The organism is Riemerella columbipharyngis (genome assembly GCF_900101995.1).
Classification (GTDB): Bacteria; Bacteroidota; Bacteroidia; order Flavobacteriales; family Weeksellaceae; genus Riemerella; species Riemerella columbipharyngis.
Map to the genome: position 1 here is coordinate 12,237 of NZ_FNAS01000022.1, position 15,022 is coordinate 27,258.

General features: G+C 35.8%; 13 protein-coding genes, 1 other RNA gene and 2 pseudogenes. 11 read left to right on the top strand and 5 right to left on the bottom strand.

Going from position 1 to position 15,022, the window contains the following annotated elements:
* Positions 1-14: 14 nt before the first annotated feature.
* From lpxD to ssrA, 4 genes are all read left to right on the top strand, one after another.
* Positions 15-1,049, top strand: a complete 1,035-nt coding sequence (lpxD, locus tag BLS89_RS09530) for a UDP-3-O-(3-hydroxymyristoyl)glucosamine N-acyltransferase (RefSeq protein WP_092737857.1) — start codon at positions 15-17, stop codon at positions 1,047-1,049.
* Positions 1,042-2,439, top strand: coding sequence for a bifunctional UDP-3-O-[3-hydroxymyristoyl] N-acetylglucosamine deacetylase/3-hydroxyacyl-ACP dehydratase (locus tag BLS89_RS09535; protein ID WP_092737859.1), 1,398 nt, complete (start codon positions 1,042-1,044; stop codon positions 2,437-2,439). The genes lpxD and BLS89_RS09535 overlap by 8 nt, the downstream gene beginning before the upstream one ends.
* The gene (lpxA, locus tag BLS89_RS09540; protein WP_092737861.1) at positions 2,436-3,224 is read left to right on the top strand and encodes an acyl-ACP--UDP-N-acetylglucosamine O-acyltransferase; all 789 of its coding nucleotides are present in this window, start codon (positions 2,436-2,438) and stop codon (positions 3,222-3,224) included. The genes BLS89_RS09535 and lpxA overlap by 4 nt, the downstream gene beginning before the upstream one ends.
* Before the next feature lie 69 nt (positions 3,225-3,293).
* Positions 3,294-3,693: a transfer-messenger RNA gene (gene ssrA, locus BLS89_RS09545) on the top strand.
* Positions 3,694-4,018: 325 nt separating this feature from the next.
* Here ssrA and BLS89_RS09550 read toward each other — a convergent pair.
* A pseudogene (locus BLS89_RS09550) lies at positions 4,019-5,983 on the bottom strand (helicase-related protein); the annotation flags it as partial.
* A 151-nt stretch (positions 5,984-6,134) separates the two neighbouring features.
* Between BLS89_RS09550 and BLS89_RS09555 the strand changes: the two are divergent.
* Positions 6,135-6,920: a restriction endonuclease gene (locus tag BLS89_RS09555; protein WP_092737865.1), complete on the top strand. Its 786-nt coding sequence runs from the start codon at positions 6,135-6,137 to the stop codon at positions 6,918-6,920.
* Positions 6,907-8,031: a DNA cytosine methyltransferase gene (locus tag BLS89_RS09560; protein ID WP_092737867.1), complete on the top strand. Its 1,125-nt coding sequence runs from the start codon at positions 6,907-6,909 to the stop codon at positions 8,029-8,031. Before BLS89_RS09555 ends, BLS89_RS09560 begins: the two co-directional genes overlap by 14 nt.
* Positions 8,032-8,054: 23 nt before the next feature.
* On the opposite strand, the gene BLS89_RS09565 is transcribed toward BLS89_RS09560, so the two are convergent.
* The 3 genes from BLS89_RS09565 to BLS89_RS09575 all read right to left on the bottom strand — a co-directional run bounded on the left by BLS89_RS09565 (position 8,055) and on the right by BLS89_RS09575 (position 11,174).
* Positions 8,055-9,482, bottom strand: a complete 1,428-nt coding sequence (locus tag BLS89_RS09565; RefSeq protein WP_092737888.1) for an N-6 DNA methylase — start codon at positions 9,480-9,482, stop codon at positions 8,055-8,057.
* Positions 9,469-9,906: a DUF1896 domain-containing protein gene (locus BLS89_RS09570; protein WP_092737869.1), complete on the bottom strand. Its 438-nt coding sequence runs from the start codon at positions 9,904-9,906 to the stop codon at positions 9,469-9,471. The genes BLS89_RS09565 and BLS89_RS09570 overlap by 14 nt, the downstream gene beginning before the upstream one ends.
* Before the next feature lie 155 nt (positions 9,907-10,061).
* Positions 10,062-11,174 carry a type IA DNA topoisomerase gene (locus tag BLS89_RS09575; RefSeq protein ID WP_245688984.1) on the bottom strand — a complete coding sequence of 371 codons (1,113 nt, stop codon included), beginning with the start codon at positions 11,172-11,174 and terminating at the stop codon, positions 10,062-10,064.
* Positions 11,175-11,188: 14 nt separating this feature from the next.
* Here BLS89_RS09575 and BLS89_RS09580 point away from each other — a divergent pair, with 14 nt between their 5' ends.
* The 5 genes from BLS89_RS09580 to BLS89_RS09600 all read left to right on the top strand — a co-directional run bounded on the left by BLS89_RS09580 (position 11,189) and on the right by BLS89_RS09600 (position 14,607).
* Positions 11,189-11,878: an HAD hydrolase-like protein gene (locus tag BLS89_RS09580; RefSeq protein ID WP_092737871.1), complete on the top strand. Its 690-nt coding sequence runs from the start codon at positions 11,189-11,191 to the stop codon at positions 11,876-11,878.
* A gap of 2 nt (positions 11,879-11,880) precedes the next feature.
* Positions 11,881-12,129: a hypothetical protein gene (locus BLS89_RS09585; RefSeq protein ID WP_092737873.1), complete on the top strand. Its 249-nt coding sequence runs from the start codon at positions 11,881-11,883 to the stop codon at positions 12,127-12,129.
* Between the two features lie 41 nt (positions 12,130-12,170).
* Entirely contained in the window at positions 12,171-12,635 is a 465-nt protein-coding gene (locus tag BLS89_RS09590; protein WP_221403660.1) for a hypothetical protein, read from the top strand.
* Positions 12,636-12,653: 18 nt separating this feature from the next.
* Entirely contained in the window at positions 12,654-13,661 is a 1,008-nt protein-coding gene (locus BLS89_RS09595; RefSeq protein ID WP_092737877.1) for a DNA-processing protein DprA, read from the top strand.
* Between the two features lie 289 nt (positions 13,662-13,950).
* Positions 13,951-14,607 (top strand): PQLLE family protein, encoded by a 657-nt coding sequence (locus BLS89_RS09600; RefSeq protein ID WP_092737879.1) that lies wholly within the window; start codon positions 13,951-13,953, stop codon positions 14,605-14,607.
* A 22-nt stretch (positions 14,608-14,629) separates the two neighbouring features.
* Here BLS89_RS09600 and BLS89_RS09605 read toward each other — a convergent pair.
* A pseudogene (locus BLS89_RS09605) lies at positions 14,630-15,022 on the bottom strand (bifunctional DNA primase/helicase); the annotation flags it as partial.

Sequence of the window (15,022 nt, forward strand, 5' to 3'; positions counted from 1 at the left end):
TATCTTTGCATTATATGGAATTTAAAGCCTCACAAATAGCAGAATACATTCAAGGCAAAATAATAGGCGATGAAAACGCTGTGATAAAGGGATTTTGCCCCATAGAAAAGAATGAAGAAGGAAACTTATCTTTTGTAGCTAACGAAAAGTTTTCTGAACTGATAGAGCATTCTAATTGCTCGGTTCTTATTGTATCGGAAAGATTATTGAAAGACAAAAACTACAAACCTACGATTATAGCGGTGGAAGACGCCTATCTATCTTTTCAGGTATTGATGAATCTCTATAACGATATGATACAGGATAAAAAAAACGGTATAGAAACCAATGCCAGCGTCCATACCACAGCAAAAATAGGAGAAGATGTGTATATAGGAGCTTTTACTTATGTTTCTGAAAATGTATCAATAGGAAAAGGTTCACAAATAGCCCCGCAGGTATTTATTGGCAAAAATGTAAAAATAGGCGATAATTGCAAGATCGATAGCGGTGCAAAAATATACGACGGCTGTGTCATAGGAAATAATTGTATCATTCATTCAAACACGGTTGTAGGGGGAGATGGTTTTGGCTTCCAGCCAACGGAGAAAGGGTTTAGGAAAATACCCCAATTGGGAAATGTTATCCTTGAAAATGATGTAGAAATAGGTTCTAACTGCAGCATAGACAGAGCGACTATTGGTTCTACTATAATAGGAGAAGGCACAAAAATAGATAATCTAATACAAATTGCCCACAATGTGAAAATAGGCAAACACAATGTCATCGCGGCACAAGCAGGCATCGCGGGTTCTACCACTATAGGAGATTGGAACCAAATAGGTGGGCAGGTAGGTATAGTGGGGCATATTAGTCTTGGCAATCAAATTAAAATACAAGCCCAAAGTGGAGTGAATAACAGTGTTTCTGATAAAGAAATTCTCTATGGTTCACCGGCAATTTCAGCAGGCGATTTCAGGCGGAATTATGTTCATTTTAGAAACCTCAATAATATTGTAAACCGTATTTGCGAATTAGAAAAAAAATCAAAAGAACAATCTGATGAGTGAAAAACAAAAAACATTAAAGAAAGAAGTCGCTTTATCCGGTATAGGGCTGCATACCGGAAAAGAAGTTACTCTAACGATAAAACCAGCCAAAGAAAATACAGGATTTGTATTTGTTAGGACAGACTTAGAGGGGCAGCCTCAGGTAGAAGCCGATGTAAACTATGTAACTACAACAGAGAGAGGAACAACTTTAGAAAAATTAGGTGTAAAAATACATACTTGTGAGCATCTTTTGGCAGCACTGGTAGGAATGGATATAGATAATGCCATTCTGGAAATGAATAGTGCGGAACCTCCTATAATGGACGGTTCTTCCAAATTCTTTGTAGAAGCCATAGAAAAAGCAGGAATAGAGGAACAAAGCAAAGACAGGGAATATCTAATCATTAAAGAAGTGATGAGCTATACAGACCCAAATACAGGCTCTGAAATGACCATCATTCCGTCTGACCACTATGAAATCACCACAATGGTAGATTTTGGCACTAAAGTGCTTGGTACACAGAATGCTACAATGAAAAACGTATCTGAGTTCAAAGATGAATTTTCAAGTGCAAGGACATTCAGCTTTTTACACGAATTAGAAATGCTCTTAGACCACGGACTTATAAGAGGTGGGGATATTAGTAACGCTATTGTCTATGTCGATAAAGAGCTGACACCGGAAACCTTAGAAAAACTGAAAAAAGCCTTTGGTAAAGATGATGTGGCTGTCCGCCCTAACGGGATTTTGGATAATCTTACCCTAAACTACCCAAATGAAGCAGCAAGGCATAAATTATTAGATGTGATAGGTGATTTGGCATTAGTGGGCGTAAAAATAAAAGGTAAAGTGATTGCCAATAAACCGGGGCATCTTGTAAATACTCAATTTGCAAAAAAACTAAACCGCCAATGGAAGCTTCAGAAAAAGAAAAATGTACCGGACTTTGACCTTACCAAAGAACCTATTTTTGATATTAACGGAATAATGAGATTAATGCCTCATCGCCCGCCATTCTTATTGATTGATAAGGTTTTAGAGCTTTCGGATACTCATGTCGTGGGACTTAAAAACGTTACTATGAATGAACCTTTCTTTGTAGGACATTTTCCAAAAGAGCCGGTTATGCCGGGTGTGCTACAAGTAGAAGCCCTTGCCCAGACAGGAGGTATTTTGGTATTGGCTAGCGTACCTGATCCCGAAAATTACTCTACTTATTTCATTAAAATAGATAAAGTTAAGTTTAAGAAAAAAGTAGTTCCCGGAGATACATTGATATTCAAAATAGAACTGATAGAACCTATCCGCAGGGGTATTGTACATATGCAGGGCTACGGCTATGTAGGAGATAGTGTAGTGGTAGAAGCAGAACTAATGGCACAAGTTGCAAAAAACAAAACAGAATGATTCATCAATTAGCAGCCGTAGATAAACGTGCAAAAATAGGCAAAAATGTTACCGTAGAGCCATTTACCACTATTGCAGCGGATGTGGAAATCGGAGACGGCACATGGATTGGACCGAATGTAACGATAATGAACGGAGCCAGGATAGGGGAAAATTGTAAAGTTTTTCCTGGTACTGTAATTGCAGGTATTCCCCAAGATTTAAAGTTTGAGGGTGAAGATTCTTTAGCCGTCATAGGGGATAGAACTACAATAAGGGAGTGCGTTACCATCAATAGAGGTACTAAGGCTTCCGGTGCTACGAAAGTGGGAGATGATTGCCTAATAATGGCAACAGCTCATATTGCTCACGACTGTGTGATAGGCAACCATACCATAATCGTAAACGGCTGCGGAATTGCAGGACATGTAGAGATAGGAGACCATGTTGTAATGGGAGGACTTTCTGCCGTCCACCAGTTTGTGAAAATTGGCAATCATGTGATGATTTCCGGAGGCACACTGGTACGGAAAGATATTCCGCCTTATGTGAAAGTAGCGAGAGAGCCGATGTCTTTTGCAGGAATCAATTCAATAGGACTAAGGCGTAGAGGGTTTAGTAATGATAAAATCTTTGAAATCCAAAAAATATATAGGGCTATTTTCCAAATGAAAATGAATGTTACCCAAGCCGTAAACTATATAGAGAAAGAAATGCTCCCTACTGCGGAACGAGATGAGATACTTCAGTTTATACAAAACTCGCCAAGAGGTATCGTAAGAGGATATGGAACGGGTAAAGATTAAAAAGTATTGGGTTTTCTATGCTATTTCAAGATATTTTTCTAATTTTGCAAAAGTTTTATTTACGTTATTGGGGTTGACTGGTTTCGACAGCAAGGCCAATAGGTAGGTAAGCATGCAGAGAACCGTAGCGCGATCTCTTTAATCCCTTGCTACAAGTTTTAACTGGCAACGAAGAGTTTGCTCTTGCTGCTTAATCTGAAGCATAGTAGGATTTTGCGTTTTCCCGAAGTACAGTAAGGAAACAAGATGTTCCACGAAAGCCGTGTTCTGTGGCGTTCGGTTTTGGGGCATAGGAAAGACAGAACTAAGCCTTTGGAGGCTTTGGCTAAAGGACGAAAATATTAAAAGATAAGCCTGAAATTGGGTGTTTGCTCTCTGTTTTAGGTCGAAAATGAATAGCAAAATAAGCATGTAGAAAGCTTGCATATTGCTTGTTTGGACGAGGGTTCGAATCCCTCCAGCTCCACAACTAAAAAGCGCAAATGGTTGTTTTTTAATCTTTTGCGCTTTTTATTTTTTGTATTTGGTACGGTGTTTCAGTATGGCAAAATTAAAAAATCTATTTTTTCAAGGTTTCCTTTTACTCAAAAGGTTGCCGTTTATCTTTTCCGCTAATGTTTCTAATGTAATCATTTTACTTTCGCCGAGTTTACCGTTCTGCATCGGACTTTTTAATAATTAATTACAGTGTAAATGTAAGTATACAACATTAAAGTTGTATTGTGAAATTGTTTCTCAACTTTTTTTATTTTTCTGCTGTATTATAAAGCCCCGCCGAAAGGGCAGGGCAAAGGCTACTCAAAAGCTGTCAAACAATTAGAGAGCCATCTGCCCTCTACCACCTGTTGAAGTATCGGTAAGTCTTCGGTAATTTTTTTAAGCTCTTTTTCATTATCATTGATAAGGTTTGGAATCTTTTCCAAGGCCTTAATAAAGCTCATTGCGGCCAATTTGAGGTCTTGAGCCATTTTTCCATTGTTATGGGTATAGCGGATGCTTCCTTCTCCTTTTATAAAGAAGCGGTTTTGACGAATGTCCAAACCTTCTTTTTGAGTAATTTCTGTTTTAACAAGAATTTGAAAGCCGTATAAACTTCCAATTTCCTCATAATCTCCGCCTGTTCGTGCTTTTTTAGCATAGATGTTTAATTTCTCGCCTAATTGTTCCAAACTTGCTCCTTGTGATATTCCATCTAATTGCAAAGCATTAACAAAATCTCCATTGGGCAGTTTCTTGGCTCTTGCATTGAAATTATCCCAATCTGTTTTTAATCTCATCAACCTATTCTCTGCAGCTTCTTTATTCTCTACTAATGTTTCCAACTTAAATCGTGAAGAAGATTTATTTCGCATAAAAGCCTGGCGTTCGCTTTCCAAAGCCGTTATTTTCTTTTCAATTTTTGCTTTTTCCAATAGTTCTGTGTTTCCTGAAAGGATAGCGACGTATTCTGAGAAATTCATTCCCGACTGTTCGTCCATACTGCCTTCATCAATGATTCGTTTACCGAGCTTATTGGATTTTAGCTGGTCTATGAATAATTGCTTGTTAAATAACAAATTAAACTTATATGAATCCAAAGATTTTTCTACGGCATAGATGATAACATCTACTTTGTTACCGGCAAAATACTTGGCCACTTCATTCCCTTTTCGGATAGCTCTGCCGTCTCGTTGCTGCAAATCGCTGGGTCTCCAAGGCGTGTCAAGATGGTGGACGGCAACGGCTCTTTTTTGGGCATTGACGCCTGTGCCCAGCATATCGGTAGAGCCAAACAGCACACGGATTTTACCCTCATTGGTATCGGCAATAAGTTTCTTTCGTGTTTTGTCGTTTTTGGCTTCTTGAATAAACCGGATTTCATCCGGAGGGATGCCGTAATCTTCTACCAATTTTCGTTTAATTTCAGAGTAAGGATTCCATTCATTAGGTTTATAGGTTCCTAAATCAGAGAAGACAAATTGTGTTCCTTTCTGGGCATTGTATTTTTCGTAATACTCGTAGATTTTCTTAGCACAATGCGAGGCTTTATTATCGGGGTGGTCATCGTATGTGTCGCCCACTAACCGCATATCTAGTGACATCTTTCGGGCATAGTCGGTAGCAATCAGCATTTTTGCCTTCTCTTCTCGTTGCGACAAAGGTCCTCTTCCCAATAAAGTAGCATCTCCGTTTTTAGCAAATTCCATTAGTTTTTCAATAAAAACTTCTTGATCGGGTGTAGGTGGAATATGGTATAAAACCTCATTCTTTTCTGGGCGATCGATACCAATATCTTTTGCCGTTCGATAGTCTGTGATTTCCGAATAAAATTGTGCTAATTCTGGAACTTTGATAAAATAGCGGAAGCGTTCTTTTTGTACAATATTATTCGCCACTGAAAATTCGTAATCGATGGTTTTACGGGCATAAATAGCCGCCCAGGCATCAAAACAGGTAATTCCTTGCTTTTCCAAAGCCTGTGGACGCAAATATTTAAAAAGTAAATAGAGTTCCGTTAATGAGTTAGAAATGGTTGTACCTGAGAGAAAAGTAGCCCCTAAATCCTTACCAGACCTTTTTTGAATGGTGCGAATGGCAAACAATAAATTCATTGCCTTTTGGCTACCTTGCATATTTCCAAGCCCTGCTACGCGATCATGTCGTGTATTGAACATCAGGTTTTTAAACTTATGGCTCTCATCAACCAACAAATGATCAATCCCCATCATTTGAAAATCGACAATGTTATCCTTACGATTTTCAATATCGTGGCGTATGGTTATTTCCAATGCTAATGATAGCAGAAAAATATATCAATCCATTTCTTTAAAATATTAGAAGTGGATGGATGTTAAATAATTAAAATTTGGTGTAGGGGTAGGATATTAATCTGACTTTTATTAACTTTGCTTCGTTAATTATATTTTAGGCATGTCACATATCAATACGCAGTATTTTAGAGAGTATAGAAAAAAATTAGGCTTTACAAATCAAGGGGAGGCAAAGAATTTCTTTGTAGCAAAAGATATAAAGCCATTGGTCGATTACAGCTATATTGAGCTACTCAATAAAAGACTTTTTGAGATTATATACAAAATAGATAATATAGTTGTAGATGCTATAAAAAATGACAATCTGAAATTATTTTGCAAACAGAATATTCAATCAGTCTATGAAAAATTAAAAGACAATCAGATAATTGTAAGACTTAATAATCAAGGAAGAAGACCTGAACAAGTATATTTTTCTTGGATGAGGGGCTTTATTATTTCTTCTTATTTTCTAAATGCAGTAAGTCAAATTTTTGAAGTTGATGTTGAAAACATAGAATTAATTGGTGATGATGATCTGGTGAATATAGATACATTTAAAAGAACACCTAAAGCTGATTTACAAGTAAACCTGAATAGTAACAAAAGTATTAGAATAGAGGTTCAATCAGGCTTTCAAGGTATAAATGACATCAAACAACATAAAGTTATAGAAGCGAAAAAAATTAAAAGAGAACAAGGAATTTCATCAATAGTTATTCATTTTGACTTATTCAATGGGCAGGTAGCATTTGTAAATATTGACAGCATCGAAGATGATAGTATTAACTGGATTACTAGACAACAAATGGAGGGACAAACTGTTTTTAATATTGATCAAAATTATTTCATTTGGAAATTAACAGAAGAGCCACCAAAATATAAGGATTTTAATGACAAAGATTAGAAAAATAAAAGTTATTGACTTATTTGCAGGGGTCGGAGGATTAAGTTATGGATTTGCTCACGATGAAAATTTTGAAATAATAGCTGCAAATGAAATTTCACCTAAGACAGCTAGGGCTTATGAGTTGAATCACCCTACTGTAAAAATGTATTGCAAAGATATAAAGGAGTTTGGGATTGAAGATTTAAATAGAGATTTTAGGATAAAAAAGGGAAAAATAGATTTAATCATTGGAGGTCCACCTTGTCAAGCATATTCTACTGTAGGAAAAAGATTAATAGATGATCCAAGAGGGCAATTGTTTCAAGAATACTATAGAATACTTAAAGAAATAGAGCCAAAAGTATTTATTTTTGAAAATGTCAAAGGATTGTTATCTATGCTAAAGGGTAAATTGCTTTCACAAATTATTTCATTGTTTGAAACTCTTGGATACAAAACTCAATATAAGGTATTAAATGCAGCAGATTATGGTGTTCCTCAAGTAAGAGAAAGAGTTATCATAGTCGGCAGTAAACTAAAATCTAATTTTTTATACCCTGAACCTACACATTATAATCCTGAAGATGGTTTGAGTTTGTTTTCTAACAAATTAACCCCATATTTAACACTTTCTGACGCAATTAGTGATTTACCATTCATCAAGTCTGGAGAAGAAAGTTTTGAGTATCAATCTTCGGCAAAAAATGATTTTCAGCAAAAAATGAGGGAAAATGCTCCAAATAAGTTAATAGACCATAATGCACCAAAAAATAATGAAAGATTGATTGAGTTGATGAATGAATTACCAGATGGAGGCTCACCATTAGATTTACCAGAAGAATTGAGACCAAAGAGTGGTTTTGCTAATACCTATTGTAGACTATGGTGGAATAGACCTAGTACAACGATCACAAGGAACTTGAGTACACCATCTTCTTCTCGATGTATTCACCCAAAGACACCGAGACCATTAACAACTAGGGAGGGTGCTAGAATTCAGTGTTTTCCTGACAATTATATTTTTTTCGGTTCAAGAACAGATAAAAACTTACAAATAGGAAATGCAGTTCCTACATTTCTTTCTGTAGCACTAAAGGAAGCTGTTAAAAAACATTTTAACTCTGAGTAATTAGATTATAGATATCAATGAACTTACATAAAAGCACTACCAATCCACTTCTGTAGAAGTTTTAACATAGATGGAGATAAGAAAAAGAAAAAAGATTTTTGTTTTTTTTTCGTCTGCCTATTTTTTGAGGTTTTGAAAGTTGATATGTTATTTTTTGCAGGATTTGTTTTTTCCGCATTGTCCTTGACAGGCTGTTTTGTTGTGACTGATGGTCCGGAGGATACAGCTGCGGAAATAGGATTGACAGAAACTTCTTCATTTGCAGTTGGTGTTGCAGACTGAGAATGGGAAAAAGAATCGGTAAGATATAACGGTATCCGCTCTTTATAGTAACGGAAATCAAGGGTTAATTTCTCTTTGAGGTCTCTGGCAATTCCGGATACGCCGTTTTCGTGCAAGTAAATCCTTGCGGGTTTTCCATAAAGGTCGGTGCCCAAATGTGATTCTGTATGAATAATCCGTTGCGAAGCATTATCAAACAAGGCATTGATTGTATAGCCTTCAATATGTTCTATCGTATCGCAGAAGAGTAAATCTTCGGTTGAGAGTGTTTGTTTTTGCGAGTCTTTTTGCAGAATGATTAAATCGCTTCCAACTTCCGTTCCGGCATAATCCGTAAACAGGTTGTTAGGGAGCCGTACCGCCGAAACCAAGTGAGCCTGTTTGATTATTGCCTCTCTAATCGGTCGGTTTTTGGGACTGTTGAGCACTCCTTGAGAGGTGATATAGGCTAATAATCCGCCGTCCTTAAGCGTTTCTAAACCTTTTAAAAAGAAATAATTATGGATATTTTGCGATGCTTGTTGTTTTGCCGGATCCTTACTTCTTGAAAAAGATAAGTCGAAGACCGCTATATCTCCGAAGGGAATGTTGCTGCTGATAATGTCAAATGAATTATTCTGTCGTTCTTCAATATTTTCAAATCCCTTAATTTTTATTTGGGCGGAAGGATATAGATACTTTAATACTTTTCCCGTTAGTAAGTCTTTTTCAAAAGCAGTTACGGATAGGTCTTTCCGTTGAAGGTTTTCAATGAAATTTCCTGTCCCTGCAGAGGGGTCAAGCATTTTTTGATATTGAAAATGTTGTTCTTCAAGTACCGTTGAAAATACTTGTATGATTTCCGGCGGCGTATAAAAGGAGGTAAGCACCGAGCTTTTAAGGCTGTCGGTCATCGCTTTGTAATCGTCAAAATCAGTGGCATTTATACGGATGAGTTCATATAATCTTTGAGTAGGCTCAAAGTAAAGCTCATCGGATTTTGTCCAAAAACGACGGTCCCCGTCTTCATTGGCTGGGTTTAAAATAAATTTTAATCCTCCAAAGCCTGAATACTTTCGGAGGGTTTCTTTTTCTGTATCTGTAGCCGGTCGCTTTTCTTTGTCTAACTGAAAAGCGACCTTTAAGGCTTGGATATTTTGCTCTAAATGTACTTTTTTATTGTAAGCCATTTTCTTCAATCCATATTTGAATATGTCCTACCAGTTCGGTGTAAAGGCTGTCATATTCTTTGGTCCCCTCAAAATCTTGATGCAGATCGTATTTTTCAAACATATCCACACAATACGGAAACATTTTAAGGGCAAAATCACGGGCTTCGTCTGCCGGTATTTCTCTTTCAAATTCATTACACACCACTTGGTAGACCGTGTCAAACGGCGAATAATGCAACCCTTCAAAAAGGGCTTCATTCGCAATGGCACGGCATTCCAATACAGTGTGTCCTGCATCAAAGGCTCTTTCGTAAGCCTCTGCGGCCAAATCGCTTCTTTCTTTGATAAACGCTTCATTAGTTGCCATATTAGGGAAGCTGGTGTTTAACAATTCTCTTAATCGTAAATCGTAATACGAGATTTCTTTTTCTTGTGTTGCCATAATTTTTATATTTATTAAATTTTATCTATGTATTTGCATTGATACCCACTTTTTGAGTATAAAAGCAAACATATCACAAAATAAGTTTAGATGACTGCCTATTGACGGCGTTTACCGCCGTGAATTATACATTGTTTAAACCAATTGCTTTTAAGTTATTTCCGCTTTATTTTCCCTTTTTTGTTGTTGGAAAGAGGCGGAAATTCAAAAGCCGTAGAGCCGTCTTCTTGCAGTACCAAAAAAGCGTCAAAACTTTTTCCTGCCTTGCTTTTTAACCCTTTTAAAAGCATTGTTTTTCCATTTGCTAACAATGCCATTACCGCTTGATCACTTACCTGTTTTCCACAGACATTTCTAAAGAATAACCACTGACAATCATCTTCCGTACATTTAGCAACTTTCTCGTATAGGCGAACGCTTTGCTTTTTACAGACAGGGCAAACCAATGTTGGTGAAGCAATCCCTTCGATTTCCATCGCTAAAAAATCTTCCGTAATTTTTTGGGTATAATCTTTCATTGCCTGTAAGAATTCTTCTGGAGGCCGTTTTCCTTCCTCAATTTCATTGAGAGAGGCTTCCCATTCACCCGTTAATGCTACATCGGCGATTTTTCGGTCTTTGACCCATTCAAATACTTTCAAGCCTTTCTCTGTTGGTACGATGTTTTTCTTTTGGCGTTTGATATAGTTTCTTTTAAGTAGCGTTTCTATGGTTGCCGCTCGAGTAGCAGGAGTTCCAATACCTGTGTCTTTGAGTAATTGTCGTTGATTTTCGTCTTCCAAATCCTTGCCTGCCGATTCCATAGCCGAAAGCAAAGTCGCTTCCGTATATAAGGCCAGAGGCTGCGTGGTTTTGGATAGAATCTTATTGTCCATTATTTTTAAAGTATCTCCTTTTTGTAATTCGGGAATTTCCTGCGGTACTTCATCTTCTTTTTCCATTTCTGAAAAAGAGCCATTGACCGCTCTCCAACCTGCGGATTGTATTGTACAGCCTTTGATTTCGTAATTTTTATGACCTGCTTCTACGGTTATCTTCTGCGTTTCCTTGATACAAACTTCCGATACCGCTTCTAATAAGCGACCGGCAATCATTTTGTAAATGAGGGCTTCTTTCTTAGGAAGTTCGGTCGGTATTTTGTCAGTAATTAGCAGTCCGTGATGGTCGGTTACTTTTACATCATTGACGATACGCTTGGTAAGAGAGGAGCGTCTGAGTTGTTGTGTGTATTTTGCATAGTCCTCATAATGCTCTAATTGTTTAATCAATAAAGGAATTTCTGATGATTGTAAAAATTTATATAAATGCAACACTAAAAAAACAAAAAAAATGTATCTTTGACTCTGTAAATAAAACTTTGATACAAGTGAAAAAGGCTCTGAAGGAAAAGCAGATGAATATAAAAGATGAATTTGATACAATAATAACTTCTGAAATTATATTTTTTTTTGATATGGATGGAACATTAGTGGATACAAATCTCGCAAACTTTCTTTCTTATAAAAAAGCTATTATTTCTATTACAAAGTCAGATTACAATCTAGCATACGATGCTAATATGCGTTTCAATAGGCATACTCTCAAACATATTATCCCTAACCTAAAAGAAACTAATTATAAGAGAATAGTAGAGAATAAAGAAAAGTTCTATGTAGATTTTTTGAATAAAACTAAACTCAATAAAAAAATTTCAGATATACTTTGCAAATACTCAAAAAAGAATAAGACAGTCTTAGTTACAAATTGCAGAAAAGATAGAGCAATAGCGACATTAAGTTATTTCAATCTTCTGGATAGATTCAATTATATTTTCTGTCGAGACTTCAGAAATGAAAATTTAAATAAATATCAAGATGCAATTTTGAGATTAGGCATTTCTCCTAATAATATTATTGCTTTTGAGAATGAAGAAAAGGAAATAATAAATGCTCAAGAATTAGGCATCACAATAATAAACCCAATAAATCTATAAAAATGGAAACATTCATAATTAATTCGGAAGAGCAGTGGTTTACTTTACCTAAGGAAAAAGAAGCGAAGTTTAGAAAAATAATAGGAGATAGAAAGAAAGGGAGAATTTATAATATAGCTTTTTTTATAAATGATAATGATGAAATAAAACTAATAGGAAAATTTATAAAACAGGATGTGAAGGCATTTTATCATGCAGACTATAATAGTGGTAGTCACTGGAAAGAACAAGGTAGTATATTGAGAATTTAATTTGGACATTAAAAAATGATATTCATCCATTTCCAGAGCGAATGAAAGATGTTCTAACTCAACTCTGTGAAATTTTGTATAATGATCTATCTGAAATTCTAAAAATAATAGGTAAAAATAAATTAACCGTTTGTGTTGTTCCTCGTTCAAAGAAAGAAGATTATTATAGAGAGGATCAATTATATTTTAGAGAAGTAGTTAGTTCTGTTGTAAATAGATTATCTAATTTTGAAAATGGGACAAAGTACATTGTTCGCTATAAAAACACGAAAACAACTCATTTACACAAAAATGGAGAAGGTGGCGAAGGGGATTTACCATATCCAGGAATTACAAAAGATACTTGTGAAATTTCAGACAAAATAAAAAATAAAGATATTTTACTAATCGATGATCTTTATACAAAGACTATAAATATTGATGAAGATGCAATTCAGGCCCTACTTGATTTAGGGGCTAAATCTGTTATTTTTTACTCTATAGGAAAAACATTATCAAGAAGTTAAATTAACAATTTTAAAATTATGAAATATACTGACAATGCGTTAAATATTCTAACTGCCAAATTTTATAAGGGAATTGGCAATGCTTGGATTGCAAAAAATTTAAAAGGAAATGAAAGTGTCGATAAAATAGTCTATTTACTTAACAAAACAATAAAAGGAGATTCTACAAGTATAAATGAATTTAAACGCTTGAAAGATAGGTTTGAAAAAATTCTTATTGAAAAATTTGATAACGAATTTTGCGACGGTGTTGTAGCCATTGGAGATGAGGATTTTCCAAAGCATCGTGGAAAGGTTAAGGATAGTGAAAAACCTAATTTTTTATATTACAAAGGAGATATTAGTTTATTAAATTTCGACAATAAAAATATATCGGTTATAGGACTTTTAAACCCCGAAGGAGATATTGAGGAAAGAGAGCGAAATATTGTTAAACAATTTGTTAAAAAAAATGCTACAATTGTTAGTGGTTTAGCATTTGGTTGTGATAGCATTTCTCATCAACAAGCATTAGACTCCAATGGTAAAACCATAGCAATTCTTCCAAGTCCTTTGAGTAATATTTTGCCTACAAAAAATAAAAAGTTAGCATCTCAAATCGTGGAAGAAGGAGGTTTACTTGTTACTGAATATGGTAATAACTTTAAGAGTAAAATGGAATTGAGCAGTCGTTACAAAGAAAGAGATCGCCTACAGGCATTATTTTGTGATACAATAGTTTTAGCAGCAAGTTATGCCCAAAATTCAGCTGATTTACACCCAACTTTAAGGGGGCAGAAACTTGATAGTGGAGCACGCTTAGCAATGGGGTTTGCGAAAGATTATTATATTCCAAGAGCTGTGATGTATGATGAGCATATTGATTTAGATAATCCAATGTTTGATTTAAATAGAAGTCTAATTAAAGAAGATAATAATGTTATAATTATAAATCAGGAAAATTTTTGTACAAAGGTAGATGAAATATTAGATAGAAACTTAAAAAATAAAGTTGAAAAAAATTTTTATCAGGCAACTCTGTTTTAGCTGATTATATTACGTGTTATATTTTCTCTCAGTACGAGCGTTTCTCTGGTACTTTTTATAAATACAACCAAGATATAAAAACACCCATAGGACTTATAGTAACAGCCCAACTACTTATAGGAACACACAAACGCCCCGTAGGAATAGAAGAACGCCTCGCAGGAATAGAAGAACGTCAAGTAGGAGCCTATTTTTATGAATAAAAATCAAAAAAGGGCTTGTAGGAATAGAAGAATGATTGATTTTTTTGTATCTTTGGGAAGCATTAATCCATAAAAATAAATTTATTATGAGCAAATCAAAAATTTCCGAACTCCAGTACCTTGAAAACTACCGATTACTATTCACTAATCTGGAGGAGGTACAAGACCTAAAAACCGAACTGGCAGAATACGGCTACAACGACACCAAAATCGCCGAAGGCAAAACTCTGCTAGACCACACGCAACAGCTCTACCAGCAAAACAAACAGGAAACCGCCGAAGAAAAAGAAGCCTACGCCCAATTTGCCGATGCTTTCAGTCTTTTGAAGAAAACTTACGGCAAACACCGAAAAGTAGCCAAAGTCGCCCTGATGAAAAAAACCGAACTTTGGAAAAGCCTCGCTATCGATGGAAGCCTATCCGCCGCCTACCTCAAAGCGTTGGAGGAAATCAAAACCTTTTACCAGCAAGCCCAAGCCCACAGCGATGCCAAACCGCTGTTAGAAAAGTTTAAGATAGATAAAACCGCAGTCGATGCCCAAGTCGCACAAATTCAGCAGGTGGAAAGCCTCCGTGCCGCTTACGAAAAAGAAAAAGGTGAAAGCCAAAACGCTACCCAACAGAAAAACAAAGCCTTTACCGAGCTATCCGATTGGGTGCGAGAGTTCTATGCCGTGGCTCAAATCGCCTTAGATGACCGCCCACAGCTACTGGAAAGCATCGGTAAATTCGTAAGAAGTTAATAAGATAGGTGCGAGATGTACACTAAAACGACTTTTTCATAGTTGGAAAAGTCGTTTCTATTGTATCATATACAATATGACGAAAGCGACCTTTTAAAGATTGAATAAGAGAGATGGGAATATGACTATTTTCACTATTAAAACAAATGGCTGAAAAGCCTTTTGCATACAAACTCATCACATCTTTTTCTCCACCTGTAATAAACAAAATATCATCACCTTCTAACGGTAATTGTTCCAATCCAAAACAATAATCCGAAGCAGTTCCCGCATACAAAAAGCGATGCTTGGACAAGGGACGATAAATTTTAATAAGTTCCGCATTCCGATACGAAAAAATAGGCTCATCATCATTGGATTCTATTCGATAGGGTTGTCCTTTTTTATTGATACTTTCAAAAGACTGCAAAGACTT